The sequence below is a fragment of the Kribbella sp. NPDC050459 genome, assembly GCF_040655315.1.
GTDB lineage: Bacteria > Actinomycetota > Actinomycetes > Propionibacteriales > Kribbellaceae > Kribbella.
On sequence record NZ_JBFAJQ010000005.1, the window covers coordinates 72679 to 88288 of the forward strand.

Here is a 15610-nt window from a genome sequence, read left to right on the forward strand (position 1 = left end):
ACCTGTGTCAACTGTGCCGCACTGAGATACATCCGGCGTACATCGGCCTTCCCGGCGGGTACCGGCGGATGCCACGATAGGGCGGTTTCCAGAGTGGAGAGGTCGGACGAGTGGACAGTCTGAGGTACGGGATCCTCGGACCTCTGCGGCTCGTCCATGTCCAGGGCCAGCCGCTCAAGGCCGCCAAACCGCGTCAGCTGCTCGCCACGCTGCTGCTGCACCCCAACCGGTTCGTCTCGACCGATCTGATCGCGGACGCGCTCTGGGAGAACACCCCGCCGCGGTCGGCCACAGCGAACATCCGCACGTACGTCCGCGCGCTCCGCAGTGTGCTGCAGGAGGCCGGGCTGCCCGCGCCGATCGACACGTCGGCCGCCGGGTACAGCATCGAGGTCGGGGTCGACGAGCTCGACGCCAGCCTGTTCGAGTCCCTGCTCGCCGAGGGCGGCCACCTGCGGGACGCGGGTGACGGCCGGCAGGCGATGCGGGTCCTGTCCCGTGCCTACTCGCTGTGGCAGGGGCGTCCGCTCGAGGACCTGCCGATGCCCGCCGCGTGGGAGGGCACGATCTCCCGGCTCGAAGCGCAGCACCGCGGCCTCGTCGACAGCCTGCTGGATCTCCGGCTCGAGTACGGCGACGCCAGCGGTGCCGCCGTACTGCTCAGTGCCCGCCTGACCGAGGACCCGTACGACGAGCAGCTCTGGCGGCGGCTCGTCGACGCGCTCGTGGCGGCAGGCCGGGTGGGCGAGGCGCGCGCGGCGTACGCGAAGGCGGTGCAGACGCTCGCCGACGAGCTGGACATCAAGCCCGGTCCGGAGCTGGAGGCCGCCGGCGCCCGCGCCGAGAACGGCCGCTCGGCCAACTGGCCGAACCCGGGCGTGCCCGCCGACCGTACGGCGGACCGCCCCGAACCGACCGCCCAGCCCGGTCCGATGGCCGCGCCCGAGCTGACCGATCCACTGCGGCCGCCGAGCCAGCTCCCGCTCGACCTGGCCGACTTCAGCGGCCGGCAGGACCAGCTGGAGCAGCTGCGGGACCTGGTCTGCGGCCGGGATCCGGTGCGGCCGCCGATCGCCGTCATCTCCGGCGCACCGGGGACCGGGAAGACTTCGCTGGCGGTCCGGCTCGGCCATCTGGTCCGCGAGCACTTCCCGGACGGGCAGATCTACCTGGACATGCACGGTGCGACGCACCCGCGCGACCCCGCTGCCGCGCTGACCGATCTGCTGCTCAGCCTCAACCTGCCCGACTACGCGATCCCGACCGACCCGGAGCGGCGGTCGGCGATGCTGCGGTCCGAGCTGGCGAGCCGGCGGGTGCTGATCCTCCTCGACGACGTGGCCACCGCGGGTCAGGTGACGCCGCTGATGCCCGGTACCGGCGCGTCGGCGGTGGTGGTGACGAGCCGCAACCGGCTGATGGACCTGGCCGGCGCGGACAGTACGCCGCTGGACACGTTCGACGACCGGGAGGCGGCGCTGCTGCTGTCCTCGGTCGCCGGATCGGGCCGGATCGACCCGTCGTCGCCCGAGGCCGAGGAGATCCTGTCCGCGTGCGCGAACCTGCCGCTGGCGATCCGGATCGTCGGCAGCCGGCTGGCGCAGCGGCCGGACCTGAGCGCGCGGGAGCTGGCGCGGCGGTTGCGGGACGAGACTTCGCGGCTCGACGAGCTGAGCATCGGCGAGCTCGCCGTACGGTCGAGCGCGGACCTCAGCTATGACGCGCTGAGCCCCGAGGAGGCCCGGCTGTACCGGCTGATCGGCCACTTCGCCGTGGGGGTCTTCTCCGCGCGGGCGCTCGAGTCCGTCGCCTCGCCGGCCGCCGTACGGCGGAGCCTGGACCGGCTGATCGAGGTCAACCTGGTCCGGATCAGCTCGGTCGACCACCGCGGTACGGCGCGCTACCGCGTCCATGACCTGCTCCGGCTGCATGCGCTCGGCGTCGGCGACGGCGAGCAGAAGGCGCAGGCGGTGCGGGACGTCGAGGCGGTGGTCGACGCGATCCTGAACAAGATCCGGCGGGCCAACAACGCGCTGTCCTTCGAGTACTTCGGCGTCCTGGAGCACACCGGTCCGCTGACCGCGCCCGATCCGTCGCCGTTCACCGAGACCGACGCGATCGCCTGGTTCGACAGCGAGCGCAGCACCTTCGTGCCGGCGATCCGTGCCGCGGCGCAGAACGGATTGCACGAGCACGCCTGGCGGATCGCGGCCGCCTGGGGCCCGTACCTCGACCTCCGCGCCGGGTTCGACGACTGGAACGGCTCGCACCAGCAAGGGCTGCTGAGCGCGATCGCCTGCGGGGACCGGCACGGCGCGGCGATCATGCACCGCAACCTCGGCCAGTTGGCTCTGTACCAGGACGACTGGGAGAACGCTCGCCGGCACTTCGACGCGGCCGCGCAGGCGTTCGCCGAGGTCGGCGACCGGCTCGGTGAGGGGGTCGCCGCCGTCGGCCTCGGCACCTGGCTGCGGGAACGCGGCGAACGCGAGCGGGGCCTGGAGCAGTACGAGAAGGCGATCGAGGCGTTCGTCGAGGACGGCAACGCGAACGCCGAGGCGCTGGCGCGGACCGCTGCCGCGAACGTCTACCTGGTCCGCGGCGACCTGGTCACCGCCCGCCGGTACCTGGCCCAGGCGTTCCTGATCGCCGTACGGCGGGCCGACGCCCACCGGGAGGCCAAGGTCCGCCGCCGGATCGCGGCGCTCCGGGTCAACCAGGGACGGCACGACGAGGCGATCCGGCAGTTGCGCAAGGCGCTCGCGATCTTCGACGGGATGGGCGACGACCACTGCGCGGCGTACACCCGGGCACTGCTCGGGCGGGCGCTGATGGAGCGTGGCGAGGTGGCGGCGGCCCGGAAGACCCTGCTGGACGCGATCGACATCGGTCACCGCCTGGGCGACCGGAGCGTGGAGGGCGACGCGGCGCAGCACCTCGGCGAGCTCTATCTGTCCACCGGCAGCCTGGACAACGCCCGCCGTACCCTCGAACGCGCCGCGCGCGTGTGGCAGCAGGCAGGGAACGACGCCGCCGCGTCCGAGTGCCGGCGGCTGCTGACCGGGTCAGAGGCCGCTGTCGCCGCCGGCTGAATGTACGGCGGCTGTATACGGATCCAGCACGCTGTGAACATGCCGCGGCAAGCAGGCCGAGGACGGGGGATCGGGGGAGAACACCTATGGCCTGGGGGGAGCTTGCTGTGGAGGGGCGTGACGTCTCGCGGGTCGCGAACCCGCGGGACACCGAAGCGGCGCTGAACTGGCAACTGGAGCGAGTTGGCTCCGCAGCGTGGCTGGACTGGCCGCTGAAGTTCCAGCGGATGGCGTTCGGCTACGCGCACGACAGCGGCTGGCACGACGCGGCCGACGCGGTTCGTTGGCTCGACCACCATGCTTTGCTCCGTGAAGGGGCGGCGCCACGGGGGGCGCTGGTCTGGTACCAGGCGGCAGACCGGATCCGGGTGGCTTGTTCGCTCGGCTCCGGCCAGGTGGTCGGCCCGCTGCCGACCGGTCCGGTCGACGTCGCGGAGCTGTCGCTCCTGAGCGCCGACTGGGTCTGGTCAGACCCGCACTTCCCCTTCGGTCACTGACCGTTGCCGATCGGGTGCTTGGGGGCGGCGTGCTTCGGCGCGTCGCCGGCCCGCCCGTTGCGGTTGCGGCGGCGGGCCAGGAAGTACTCGACGACCATCGGGACCAGCGAGACCAGCACCAGCAGGATCAGCGCCGACTCCAGGTGGTCGTGGATGAACTTCACGTTGCCGAGCGCGTGCCCGAGCAGCGTGATGCCGCAGGCCCAGATCACCGCGCCGATCCCGGTCCAGAGGAAGAACTTCTTCGCGTCCATCCGCCCGGCGCCGGCGACCACGGTGATGAAGGTCCGGACGATCGGCACGAACCGGGCCATCACCAGCGCGCGGGGGCCGTACCGCGCGAAGAACTCATGCGTTTGCTCGATGTACTTCGGTTTCAGGAACCGGGCGTTCGGATTCCGGAACAGCGACGTTCCCAGCACCCGGCCGATGTAATAGCCGGACACGTTGCCGAGGAACGCGGCGACGGTCAGCAGCACGCAGGCCAGCCAGAGCGGTACGTCGATGCTGCCTTGCGCGATGAACAGGCCGACCGCGAACAGCAGCGAGTCGCCGGGCAGGATCGGGAAGAGCAGCCCGCACTCGATGAACACCACCAGCAGCGTGCCCCACAGGGCCCAGTCACCCAGCCAGTGCAGCAGGTACTCCGGGTCCATCCAGTTGGGCATCAGCATCGCGACGAGAGCAAGCACGCGGACAGGGTAGCGTCCCGACCTGTGCATGAGCTGAGCAGCGACCTACGGGGAGCGGACATGGTGGGGCCGAACGAGGTCGGCGTCGGCCCGTGGGAGGGCGACTGGCCGGACGACCCGCGGCTGGACCCGGAGCTGCTGGCGGCCGGCGACCGGCGCAACGTGGTCGACCGGTACCGGTATTGGAAGCTCGACGCGATCGTCGAGGACCTGGACCGGCAGCGGAACCCGTTCCACGTCGCGATCGAGAACTGGCAGCACGACCTGAACATCGGCTCGGTCGTCCGGACCGCGAACGCGTTCCTGGCCGCCGAGGTGCACATCGTCGGTAACCGGAAGTGGAACCGCCGCGGCGCGATGGTCACCGACCGCTACCAGCACGTCCGCCACCATCCGACCCTCGCCGACCTGGCGTCGTACGCCGCTGTGAACCAACTCCCGGTCATCGGCATCGACAACCTGCCGGGCTCCGTCCCGCTGGAAACCTACGACCTGCCCCGCGCCTGCGTCCTGCTCTTCGGGCAGGAGGGCCCCGGGCTGACGGAGGAGGCCCACCAGATCTGCACAGCGGTCCTGTCGATCGCCCAGTTCGGCTCCACCCGCTCGATCAACGCCAGCGCCGCGGCCGCCATCGCGATGCACGCGTGGATCCGCCACCACACGTTCGGTCAACATGTGGGCTGATCACGCGATCTGGTGGCAGGTCTATCCGCTCGGTTTCACCGCGGCCGAGTCCGTCGCCCAGCCGGCTGTCGTCCACCGCCTGCCGCAGCTGGAGAACTGGCTCGACTACGCGGTCGAGCTCGGCTGCTCGGGCCTGCTCCTGGGCCCGGTCTTCGCCTCGGAGACGCACGGCTATGACACCGTCGACCACTTCCGAATCGATCCGAGGCTCGGTGACGAGGCCGACTTCGACCACCTGGTGGACGCCGCACACGCCCGTGGCCTGCGGATCGCGCTCGACGGCGTCTTCAACCACGTCGCGCGGTCGTTCGCGCATCCGGAGTGGTTCCGTGGTGGCGACGTGTTCGAAGGGCACGAGCATCTGGTCGCGTTGGACCACGGCAACCCCGACGTCGCTTCCTATGTGGGCGACGTCCTCCGCTTCTGGAACGACCGTGGCGTCGACGCGTGGCGCCTGGACGCCGCGTACGCCGTACCGCCGGGGTTCTGGCGCGCGGCGCTGCCGCGGGACCGCGACACCTGGTACTTCGGCGAGGTCATCCACGGTGACTACGCCGCGTACGTCGAACAGAGCGGCCTCGACTCCGTCACGCAGTACGAGCTGTGGAAGGCGATCTGGAGCTCGCTGAACGATCGCAACTTCTTCGAGCTGTCGTACGCCCTCGGCCGGCACAACGCGCTGCTCGACACGTTCGTCCCGCAGACGTTCGTCGGCAACCACGACGTGACCCGGCTGGCGACGCGGCTCGAGGACGAACGCCACCTCGGTCACGCGCTGGCGATCCTGTTCGTCGTGGGCGGCGTCCCGAGCGTCTACTCCGGCGACGAGCAGGCGTTCCGCGGGCTGAAGGAGGATCGCGCCGGCGGCGACGACGCGATCCGCCCGGCGTTCCCGGGATCGCCGGACGAGCTCGCGCCGTACGGGCTGCCGACGTACCGCCTGCACCAGGAGCTGATCGGCGTACGGCGGCGGAACGCGTGGCTCACCCGCGCCCGGACGACCGTCGAGCACCTGACCAACGAGACCATCGCGCTGCGGAGTCGGCACGGTGACGACTGGGTCCTGCTCCTGCTGAACGTGTCGGACGAGGAGCAGCCCTTCCCGCTCGACGACACACCGCCGGTCCCGGCCCACAGCTGGAAGTTATTGACGAGTCCGTAACCTCCTTGCGCTTGCGCCCGTTGTTCTCGGTGAGACAGAAGTGAGGCCTTCTCGTCGCACTGCCTTTGCGACGGGAATCATGGGGGTTTGCTGATGAACGCTCTGTGGGACGAACTGATACACGAGCTGGGCACCGTGCGCGCCTTGAGCGCGGCGGCTCTGGAGGCGCGCTCGGAGACCTCGCGGGTCGCGCTGATCACGCTGCTGGACGCCGAGACCGCGGAGATCTCGGCCATCCTCGACCGAATCCTCCGCGCGGACGCCACGTCAGCCGCCTAGCAATCCGTTCACTGCTTGGCGAAGCGTTTCGGTCGCGTCTTCCGGCTGATCGAACGCGCGGTACGCGATGTGCGCGTCGGGCCGGACGAGCAGACATCCCTCGTCCGGGATCTCGCGCGCCCGCGCCCAGTCGCCGTACAGGTCGTCGAGCTCCCGGCCGGGTCCGATCACGAGCGGCTCGATCGGTACGCCGAGTTGTTCGGACACCGACTGCGCCGCCTTCACCCAGGCGTCGCCGCCGATACCCGTGAGCAGGGTGAACCGGCCCTTCCCGACCACGTCCAGCGTGCTCACGGTGTCCGATCCGCGCGTCAGCCAGCAGTGCGGGATCCGCGCGCCCGGCCAGGTCGTGGGGTGGTAGTACAGCTCGTGGTCCCGTTCGTACGGCGGCTCCGGCGTACCGTCGTCGACGACCGCGGACGACCGGTAGCGCTGCCCGAGCTCGACGCCGTGCGCGTTGAACTCGTAGTCCTTCAATTCGATCGCCTTCCGCAGCTCCTCGCGCTGCTCCGCCGCGGCCGGTGTGTCGTCCTTGCGGGAGTCGATCGTGCGGCCGGCCGGGGCGTCCGGCGTCATCCCCAGCGCGCGGAAGATCTGCCCGAACTGGGTGCGGCTCTTGTTGGCGCGGTCAACGATCTGCTGTGCGATCGGTGCTCGCTCGTCGTGGTAGCTGTCGAGGAGCTTCGGCGCTGCCTGCCCTTTGAGGACCAGCGCGAGCTTCCAGGCCAGGTTGTACGCGTCCTGGATCGAGGTGTTCGAGCCGAGGCCGTTGCTCGGCGGGTGCCGGTGGATCGCGTCACCCATACAGAACACGCGGCCCTTGGACGTCTTCTCGGCGTACATGTGGTTGACGCTCCACACCGACGTACTCTTCAGCTTCACGTCGATGGTGTCGTCGCCGACCAGGTTGTGCACGATCTCGGTCGCCATTGCCTCGTCGACCACGGGGGCGGGCTGGTTGATGTCGTAGCCCCAGACGATCAGCCACTCGTTCCACGGGCGGACCATGCGGACCAGGCCCGCGCCGATGCCGCCGATCTGCGCGCCGGGCTGCAGCACCCAGTACAGGACGCTCGGCCGATGCGCGACGTACCGGCTCAGGTCGGCCTCGAACACGATGTTCATCGAGCCCTCGATGTCCATCGCGCCGGCCATCGGCAACTCGATGTCCTGGGCCACCTTGCTCCGCCCGCCGTCCGCTCCGATCAGGTACTTCGCGCGGATCTGGTACGACGTACCGCTCAACCGGTCCCGGACCGTGGCGGTGACGCCGTCATCGTCCTGCTCGAGGCTCTCGTACTCGGTGTTGAAGCGCAGCCGCGCGCCGCGACTGGCCGCCGTACTGACCAGGATCGGCTCGAACAGCGTCTGGGGGAGATCCATCGGCAGGCAGGGACTCGCCTCCGTGTAGTCGGCCAGGCGCCGCGGATGCGTGCCCCAGGTGCGGATCCGGCCGATCTCCTCTCCGGCGAGACTCGTGCAGAACGCGGTCTGCCCCATCAGGTCGTGGGCGGTGCCCTTGTCGACGACCTGGTCCTCGATGCCCATGTCGCGCATCAGCTCGATAGTGCGCTGGTTGGTGATGTGTGCGCGGGGCGTGTTCGCGGTCCAGCCGTACCGAGTGAGGACGATGTTGTCGATGCCGTACGTCGACAGGAACAGCGAGGCGGCTCCGCCGGCGGGACCACTGCCGACGATCAGGACGTCTGTGGTGATCACTGCTTCGTCTCCTCGGTGGTGGCGAGCACGAGGTCGTACTGGACGGTGTAGTAGGTCTTGCCTTCGTCGGTGTGCTCGGTGAAGTCCGCGATGAGCGACTGCTTGACGCCGAAGACCGCGTCGGTGTCGAGGTACTCGTCGCCGGCCGCGAAGACGTGCGTGATGAGACGGGCGTAGCCAGGCGCCGTGACCATGAAGTGGATGTGGGCGGGACGCATCGGGCCGCGACCACCGGCCCGGAGCAGCTCGCCGACCGGCCCGTCGTCGGGGATCGGGTAGGCGACCGGCTTCACGGCCCAGAACCGGTAGTTGCCATCGGCATCGGTGGTCAGGTGCGCGCGGTTCTGCGGCGCATCGAGATCCTTCTGCACGTCGTAGAAGCCGTCCTCGTCGGCCTGCCAGGTCTCGACGAGTGCTCCCGGGATCGGCTCGCCGTTCGTGTCGAGGACACGCCCGCTCACCAGGCACGGCTGTCCGGGGGCTCCGTTCGAGATGTCGTCGCCGAGTTGCGCCTCGGGGGAGCCCTCGACGAAGAACGGGCCGAACACGGTGGACTGCGTGGCCTCGGGCGGCTTCCGGTTCCCCAGGCCCACGGTGAGCATCGACAACCCGAGTACGTCGGCCAGCAGGACGAACTCCTGCCGCGTACCGGTCGAGATCTGGCCGGTCCGGGTGAGGAAGTCGATCGCGGTGAAGTACTCGTCCTCGGTGAGGTCGACCTCGCGCGCGAACGCGTGCAGGTGGCGCACCAGGGCGCCCATCACCTCCTTGTAGCGGTCGCTCGGACTGTCGTCGAAGCTGGCTACCACGGCAGCGGTCAGGTCGTCGCCTTGCAGATCCATCCGATCTCCTCGTTCATCAAGGTCGAGTACCGGACCAGGCGCGGGTCAGGACGTCCCGCACCAGGTCCTCGGTCACCGGGACCGGGTTGTCCGTCGGCTTGAACCTTGCGGCCGCCTCGGCGACCTGCGCCTCGGTCAATCCCAGCTCCCGCAAGCTCGTCGGCACGCCGGCTGCCTGGAACAGGTCGAACAGGCCTCGCGCCAGGTCCGTGGTGCCCAGGGCGGCTTCCAGTCGCGCTTTTGCTTGGGGGACTGAGGAAGCGTTGACGCGGGTCACCTGCGGGAGGACGGCCGCGTGCGTTTCCGCGTGCGGCAGGTTGTAGGTGCCACCAAGCAAATGACACAGCTTGTGATGCAGCCCGGTGCCGGCCGTCGCCAGCGCAGATCCAGCCAAGCAGGCGCCGTACAGAAGCTGCTCCCGAGCACCCAAGTCGCCGGCCTCGACCAGCACGTCACGCAACCCGCCGCTCAACGCGCGCAGTCCTTCAACCGCGGTCATCTCCGTAATCGGATCGGCCTTAGGCGTCCAGACCGCCTCCACACAGTGCGCGACCGCATTGGCCACACTCGCCGCCGTCACCTTCAACGGCAGCCCTCGGCTCAAAACCGGGTCGTAAACAACCACGCGAGGCAGCACGCGCATATCAGTCCCCGTCGTCTTACTCCCACCAGCAGTCTCCCCCCACACCGGCGTCATTTCAGACCCCGCATAAGTAGTAGGCACCGCCACAACCACCACGCCCCCACCGCCAACCTCGGCGGTGCTGGTTGCTGTGAGGGCAATTGCCTTGGCGAGCCCGATGGCTGAGCCGCCTCCGATGGCGACGATCGCGTCGACGCCGACCTTGCGAGCCCTGGCTCGCGCGGCGGTGGCCACCTCGGTGGGCACGTGTTGTGCCACGCCGTCGATCCGTCCGGCGAAACGGCTGCCCAGTTGCTGTTCGACCACGTCGGCCGCGTCCCGCGCGGAGTTCGTCGCCACCACGAGCGCCCGCCGTACGCCGAGCGCCTCGACCTCACCCGCGACCCGGTGGAGCGAGCCGGCTCCGAACACCACCCGCCCGGGCAGGAACGTGTGGACGAACCCACCCCCGGGTGCTGTCGCCTCGGGCTCGGCTGGACGTGGCATCGGCAGCTCCGCTAGGATTTCGCTCAGCGAATAGTTCTTCTTTCAACGAAAAGCAGGCTAGCCGATGCCGGGTGACGCGTCTACAGGCACGTTTCTGCAGGGTCTGGAGCGAGGTCTCGCGGTGATCCGCGCGTTCTCCGCCGCGGCGCCGTCCCTGACGCTGAGCGAGGTGGCCCGCGCGGTCGGCATCACTCCGGCAACGGCCCGCCGGATCCTGCTCACCCTGGAAGAGCTCGGCTATGTACGCAGCGACAACCGCCGCTTCTCCCTCACCCCGCGCGTCCTCGCCCTCGGCTGGGCGTACCTGTCCTCACTCGACCTCGGCGAACTCGCCGGCCCGTTCATGGACGAGCTGAGCGCCAAGACCCGCGAGTCGTGCTCGATCGCGACGCTCGACCTCCCGGACATCGTGTACGTCGCCCGCGTACCGACGAGCCGGATCATGACCGTCGCGCTCGGCGTCGGCGCCCGTCTGCCGGCGTACCCGACCTCGATGGGCCGCGTCCTTCTCGCCGGCCTGCCCGACGACGCCCTCACGGCGTACCTCGACACGCTGCAAGCCGAGCCGCTCACCGACCGCACGCTCACTGCTCCCGAGGACCTCCGCACCGCCGTCACCCAGGCGCGCGTCGACGGCTATGCCCTCGTCGACCAGGAGCTCGAACTGGGCCTGCGCTCCATCGCCGCCCCGATCCGCGACTCCCGCGGCCGCGTCATCGCCGCCCTCAACGTCTCCGCCCATGCGTCCCGCTCGACTCCGACGTCGCTGTGCGAGGAGTTCCTTCCACACCTGCAGCAGGCGGCCCAGCACATCACCACCGCCCTCACGCACCGCGGCCACTTCTGACCCCAAACCGGAAGTGATGTGTCCGGAACCGGGCCTAGCATCGGGCCATGGACCAGTCCTTCACCGGCGAAGTCATCGAATGGCGCGGACCGGCGCCGTACTACTTCGTACCCGTGCCGGAGGAGGACGGCGAAGCACTGCGGGCCGTCGCCCTGTCGGCCAGCTACGGCTGGGGCATGCTGCCGATTCGCGCCCGCATCGGCACCACCGAATGGAAGACATCACTGTGGCCGAAGGACGGCGGCTACCTCCTCCCACTGAAGGACGCCGTACGCAAGCCAAAAGGCCTCGACGCCGGCGATACCGTCGAAATCCAACTCACCTTCGAACCACCGCCCCGAGGCCAGAAGCAGACCCGTGAACAGACCGCGCGCCCACGGACCAGGGAATCTGCGCGGGATGGGGCGCGGGATTCTCGGTCGGTGCGGTCGCGGGAGTCGGTCGGGGCGGCGGAGTTGACGATCGTGCCGGCCAATCAGGCGACTGCTGCGGATCTCCGGGCGGTTTTCGGGGAGCGGGGTGCCAGCGCGCGCTGCTGGTGCCAGCGGTTTCGGATGTTGCCCAAGGAGTCGTGGGCATCGGAGGGCGCCGAGGAACTCGCCGCCCGCCTCCGCGACCAGACCGCCTGCGACAACCCGAAGGCGGAGGCAACGAGCGGCCTGATCGCCTACCTGGACGGCGACCCCGTCGGCTGGTGTGCGGTCGCGCCCCGGGTCGACCACCCGAGACTGCTCCGCGACTTCCGCGTCCCATGGCAGGACCGCACCGAGGACAAGGCCGATCCGACAGTTTGGGCGGTCACCTGCTTCGTCACCCGCGTCGGCTACCGGCGCCGCGGGATCAGCCGCGCCCTCGCCCGCGCCGCCGCCGACTTCGCCCGGGACTGCGGCGCCCGCGCCGTCGAGGGCTACCCGGACCTGGTCGACGGCGGGTACGTCGGCACGCTCGCCACGTTCGCAGACGCCGGGTACGCCGAGGCGAGCCGTCCGGGCAGACGCCGCGCCGTGATGCGCATCGACTTCTGACCCTCAGCCCTTCAGGTCTTCGAGGATCCGCAGGTAGTGCGGGTTGTTCATGATGCCGATCAGGTTGCCGAACGGATCCACGACCGACGCGGTACGAAACCCCGTGTTGTTGCCTCGCTCAACGATTCCTTCGTTGACCGTCGCCCCGAGCTCGAGCAGCCGTGCGAGCGTGCCCTCCAGGTCGTCGACATGCCAGTTGACGATCGCCCCCGCCGCCGTCGGCCCGACAGCGTGTGGCGCGTACTTCGCATCGATGATCCCCAGCTCGCACTGAAAATCCCCGAACCGGAACTCGACATACGCCGGCTCCTCCGCGCTCGGCACCGCGTAGTACGCCTCGATCCCCAGCAGCTCCTCGTACCAACGCCGCGCCGCCTTAACGTCCCCCGCGTAGAAACTGACGGTGGCAAGTCCTCGCAACATCGTGGTGGTCCTCTCTCAGGTGTCCCCGGTTGATGACCACCACGATTCCAGCCAAAGTGCTCACCGAGTGAGCACTTTGTTCAGTCTGTCTGGGTGACCTTGCGGAGGCCTCGCGGGGCGTCGGGGTCGAGGCCGAGTTTGCGGGCGAGGAGCTCGATCGCGCGTTGGGCCGGGATGACCAGGGCGAGCGGGGCGAGGGTCTCGGGCAGGTCGGGGCCGGCGAGGTTCACGTCGCAGCGGGAGGCGAAGGTGGGGTCGCCGCCGATGCCGAGGATCTTGCTGCCCTTCTCGCGGACGAGGCCGGCCAGCTCGGTCATACCGGGCAGGGCGGGGCCGTCGCCGGCGGCGACCAGGATTGTCACCAGGTCGGCGTCGACGACCGCGATCGGGCCGTGCTTCAGGTCGGCGTACGACAGACCGCGGACCGGCTGCAGGCAGGTCTCCTCGAGCTTCAGCGCGACCTCGAGCGTCGTCCCGAACGTCAGCCCGCGACCGCTCGCGAGCACGTCGTGCGCCCCCGCCAGCAGGTCCGCGGCCGCGTCGACCGAGCCGGACAGCATCTTGGTCGCGGCGTCCGGGACCCGCGCGATGTCGGCGTCGAGCGTCCCCGGCCGCGGTGCCAGCGCGTCCACGGCGACCGTGATCGCGGCCAGCTGGGTCGTGTACGTCTTGGTGGCCGGTACGGCGAGCTCCTGGCCCGCCTGGGTGATCAGGGCGACGTCGGCCGTCGACGCCAGCGGGCTGTTGCCGTCGTTCGTGATGCCGACGATCGCCGCGCCGTTGCGCTTCGCCCACTCGGCCGTGTCGACGATCTCCTGGGTCGCGCCGGACTGGCTGACCGCGACGACCAGCGAGTTCGAGAGGTCGAGGTTCGCGCCGTACAGCGTGGCCACCGACGGCGCCGCCAGGGACGCCTGCCGGCCGGCGTGGATCTCGGTCAGGTAGCGGCCGTAGACGCCCGCGTTGTCCGAGGAGCCGCGGGCCACGAAGATCACGTTCCGGCGCCCGGCGGCCAGCCGGGTGATGTCGTGCCGCAGCGGCAGAACGTGCTCGAACGTCGCCGCGAGCGCAGCCGGCTGCTCGGCGATCTCGGCCGCCATCCGGGTTTCCTGGGCGGGGACAGACACCACTACGATCACTGGTCCTATCTGGTCTTAACAGGTATGCTGCGCACGATAGCAGTGAGCGGCGCTCCGGGGCACCCCCGAGGCCCGCCCAGGTCTGGAGGATCGAGATTCCATGGTGGCGACGAAGCGGGCCCAGGTCCGATCGGTGCTGGAACGGCTGATCGACGTCGAGCTGCATCCCGGGGACCCGATCCCCTCCGAACGGGCCCTGGTGGACAAACTGAATGTCTCCCGGGTGACCGTCCGGCAGGCGATCAGCGACCTGGTCGAGTCCGGCGCGCTGGAGCGGGTGCACGGCAAGGGCACCTTCGTCACCGGTCCCCAGGTCGACTCGCAGCTGCATCTCACCTCGTTCTCCCGGGAGATGCGGGCCCGCGGGCTCGAGCCGGGGACCGTGGTGCTGTCGGCGAGCGAGATCGAGGCCTCCGAGGAGACCGCCAAGGGCCTGCGGGTCGCGAAGGGAACCAAGGTGATCCGGGTCGAGCGGCTCCGCACCGCCGACGCGTCGCCGATGGCCTATGAGGTCGGCTACTACCCGTCCGCGCTCTTTCCCGGCCTGCTCGGCCGTGAGCTCGGCACTCTCTACGACGTCTTCGCCAGCGAGTACGACGTCGTCGTCACTTCCGGTGAGCAGACCGTGCGGGCGGACAACGCCGACGGTCATGTCGCCCGGGTGCTCGGTGTGGCCCGGCGGGCACCCCTGCTGGTCCTCGAGCGCACCACCTTCGCCGGCCGTAAGGTCGTCGAGCTGTCGTGGTCGGCCTACCGCGCCGACCGCTACCGGCTGCACATGGCCCTCACCCCCCGCGGCCCGCGAACCGGGTCCGCCTGACCGTCCCCGGAGCGTCCTTCGCCTCTGGAGGACATCCGGACGCAACGAACTGGATCGGTCCTGTTCACGAACTGGTCTACATCCCTGCCGATCGCTCCCCGGCCACCGGGCCGGTTCAGCAGGTGGGCCGCCGGATCCGACGAAGTGCCCGGCGGCAATACTGGAGCCGAACCCACAAGAACTGTGTTGTGAGGAGTACCGCGAGACATGCCTATTGCAACCCCTGAGGTCTACGCCGAGATGCTGGACAAGGCCAAGCAGAACCGCTTCGCCTACCCGGCCATCAATGTCAGCTCCTCGCAGACGCTGAACGCCGCGATCCGCGGTTTCGCCGAGGCGGGCTCGGACGGCATCATCCAGGTCTCCACCGGCGGTGCGGAGTACCTGTCCGGTCCGACCGTCAAGAACATGGTTTCCGGCGCCGTCGCGCTGGCCGCCTACGCGCACGAGGTCGCCAAGGGCTACCCGGTGAACATCGCGCTGCACACCGACCACTGCCCGAAGGACAAGCTCGACGGCTTCGTCCGGCCGCTGCTGGAGATCTCCGCCGAGCGCGTCGCGCGTGGTGAGAACCCGCTGTTCCAGTCGCACATGTGGGACGGCTCCGCGGTGCCGCTGACCGAGAACCTGGAGATCGCCAAGGACCTGCTGGCCAAGACGGCCGCGGCGAAGATCGTCCTGGAGATCGAGGTCGGCGTCGTCGGCGGCGAGGAGGACGGTGTCGCCAACGAGATCAACGACAAGCTCTACACCACCGTCGAGGACGGTCTGGCCACGGTCGAGGCGCTCGGCGTCGGCGAGAACGGCCGCTACCTGACCGCGCTGACCTTCGGCAACGTGCACGGCGTCTACAAGCCGGGCGCGGTCAAGCTGCGGCCGGAGATCCTCGCGGAGATCCAGGACGCGGTCGGCGCCAAGCTCGGCAAGGAGCGCCCGTTCGACCTGGTGTTCCACGGCGGGTCCGGCTCGACTCTGGAGGAGATCCGGGCCGCGGTCGACAACGGCGTCATCAAGATGAACGTCGACACCGACACGCAGTACGCGTTCACCCGGCCGGCGGCGGCGCACATGTTCAGCAACTACGACGGTGTGCTGAAGGTCGACGGCGAGGTCGGCAACAAGAAGGCCTACGACCCGCGCGCGTGGGGCAAGGCGGCCGAAGAGGGTATGGCGAAGCGCGTCGGCGAGGCGTGCGAGGACCTTCGCTCGACGGGCACGTCGCTGAACGCCTGACATCATCTGGTCCTCCTGTAGGGGGTC

General features: G+C 69.7%; 15 protein-coding genes. 9 read left to right on the forward strand and 6 right to left on the reverse strand.

Annotated elements, in window-relative coordinates; genetic code table 11:
* Positions 1–110 precede the first annotated feature (110 nt).
* Positions 111–3092 (forward strand): BTAD domain-containing putative transcriptional regulator, encoded by a 2982-nt coding sequence (locus tag AB0I12_RS19135; RefSeq protein ID WP_359931125.1) that lies wholly within the window; start codon positions 111–113, stop codon positions 3090–3092.
* An 86-nt stretch (positions 3093–3178) separates the two neighbouring features.
* Entirely contained in the window at positions 3179–3589 is a 411-nt protein-coding gene (locus AB0I12_RS19140; RefSeq protein WP_359931128.1) for a hypothetical protein, read from the forward strand.
* On the opposite strand, the gene AB0I12_RS19145 is transcribed toward AB0I12_RS19140, so the two are convergent.
* The gene (locus AB0I12_RS19145) at positions 3583–4281 is read right to left on the reverse strand and encodes a VTT domain-containing protein (RefSeq protein WP_359931131.1); all 699 of its coding nucleotides are present in this window, start codon (positions 4279–4281) and stop codon (positions 3583–3585) included. The two genes, AB0I12_RS19140 and AB0I12_RS19145, sit on opposite strands and share 7 nt — an antisense overlap.
* Positions 4282–4341: 60 nt before the next feature.
* Here AB0I12_RS19145 and AB0I12_RS19150 point away from each other — a divergent pair, with 60 nt between their 5' ends.
* The 3 genes from AB0I12_RS19150 to AB0I12_RS19160 all read left to right on the forward strand — a co-directional run bounded on the left by AB0I12_RS19150 (position 4342) and on the right by AB0I12_RS19160 (position 6406).
* Positions 4342–4965: a TrmH family RNA methyltransferase gene (locus tag AB0I12_RS19150; protein ID WP_359931134.1), complete on the forward strand. Its 624-nt coding sequence runs from the start codon at positions 4342–4344 to the stop codon at positions 4963–4965.
* Positions 4955–6127: an alpha-amylase family glycosyl hydrolase gene (locus AB0I12_RS19155; protein ID WP_359931137.1), complete on the forward strand. Its 1173-nt coding sequence runs from the start codon at positions 4955–4957 to the stop codon at positions 6125–6127. Before AB0I12_RS19150 ends, AB0I12_RS19155 begins: the two co-directional genes overlap by 11 nt.
* A 93-nt stretch (positions 6128–6220) precedes the next feature.
* Positions 6221–6406 (forward strand): hypothetical protein, encoded by a 186-nt coding sequence (locus AB0I12_RS19160; protein ID WP_355695300.1) that lies wholly within the window; start codon positions 6221–6223, stop codon positions 6404–6406.
* Here AB0I12_RS19160 and AB0I12_RS19165 read toward each other — a convergent pair.
* Genes AB0I12_RS19165 through AB0I12_RS19175 form a run of 3 tightly spaced genes read right to left on the reverse strand, consistent with a single transcriptional unit; the run spans position 6395 to position 10024 of the window.
* Positions 6395–8125 (reverse strand): FAD-dependent monooxygenase, encoded by a 1731-nt coding sequence (locus tag AB0I12_RS19165; RefSeq protein WP_359931141.1) that lies wholly within the window; start codon positions 8123–8125, stop codon positions 6395–6397. The genes AB0I12_RS19160 and AB0I12_RS19165 overlap by 12 nt on opposite strands.
* Entirely contained in the window at positions 8122–8967 is an 846-nt protein-coding gene (locus tag AB0I12_RS19170; RefSeq protein ID WP_359931144.1) for an intradiol ring-cleavage dioxygenase, read from the reverse strand. The genes AB0I12_RS19165 and AB0I12_RS19170 overlap by 4 nt, the downstream gene beginning before the upstream one ends.
* 16 nt (positions 8968–8983) lie before the next feature.
* Positions 8984–10024, reverse strand: a complete 1041-nt coding sequence (locus AB0I12_RS19175; RefSeq protein ID WP_359931147.1) for a maleylacetate reductase — start codon at positions 10022–10024, stop codon at positions 8984–8986.
* A gap of 136 nt (positions 10025–10160) precedes the next feature.
* On the opposite strand from AB0I12_RS19175, the gene AB0I12_RS19180 reads away from it, so the two are divergent.
* Together AB0I12_RS19180 and AB0I12_RS19185 are read left to right on the forward strand one after the other, a co-directional pair.
* The gene (locus AB0I12_RS19180) at positions 10161–10943 is read left to right on the forward strand and encodes an IclR family transcriptional regulator C-terminal domain-containing protein (RefSeq protein WP_359931149.1); all 783 of its coding nucleotides are present in this window, start codon (positions 10161–10163) and stop codon (positions 10941–10943) included.
* Between the two features lie 47 nt (positions 10944–10990).
* Positions 10991–11968 (forward strand): DUF1905 domain-containing protein, encoded by a 978-nt coding sequence (locus tag AB0I12_RS19185; protein ID WP_359931152.1) that lies wholly within the window; start codon positions 10991–10993, stop codon positions 11966–11968.
* Between the two features lie 3 nt (positions 11969–11971).
* On the opposite strand, the gene AB0I12_RS19190 is transcribed toward AB0I12_RS19185, so the two are convergent.
* Positions 11972–12391 (reverse strand): VOC family protein, encoded by a 420-nt coding sequence (locus tag AB0I12_RS19190; RefSeq protein ID WP_359931155.1) that lies wholly within the window; start codon positions 12389–12391, stop codon positions 11972–11974.
* 80 nt (positions 12392–12471) lie between these two features.
* Positions 12472–13491: an SIS domain-containing protein gene (locus AB0I12_RS19195; protein ID WP_359931158.1), complete on the reverse strand. Its 1020-nt coding sequence runs from the start codon at positions 13489–13491 to the stop codon at positions 12472–12474.
* A gap of 139 nt (positions 13492–13630) precedes the next feature.
* Here AB0I12_RS19195 and AB0I12_RS19200 point away from each other — a divergent pair, with 139 nt between their 5' ends.
* Together AB0I12_RS19200 and fbaA are read left to right on the forward strand one after the other, a co-directional pair.
* Positions 13631–14350, forward strand: a complete 720-nt coding sequence (locus tag AB0I12_RS19200; RefSeq protein WP_167204857.1) for a GntR family transcriptional regulator — start codon at positions 13631–13633, stop codon at positions 14348–14350.
* A gap of 207 nt (positions 14351–14557) precedes the next feature.
* The gene (fbaA, locus tag AB0I12_RS19205; RefSeq protein ID WP_359931162.1) at positions 14558–15583 is read left to right on the forward strand and encodes a class II fructose-bisphosphate aldolase; all 1026 of its coding nucleotides are present in this window, start codon (positions 14558–14560) and stop codon (positions 15581–15583) included.
* Positions 15584–15610: the final 27 nt, after the last annotated feature.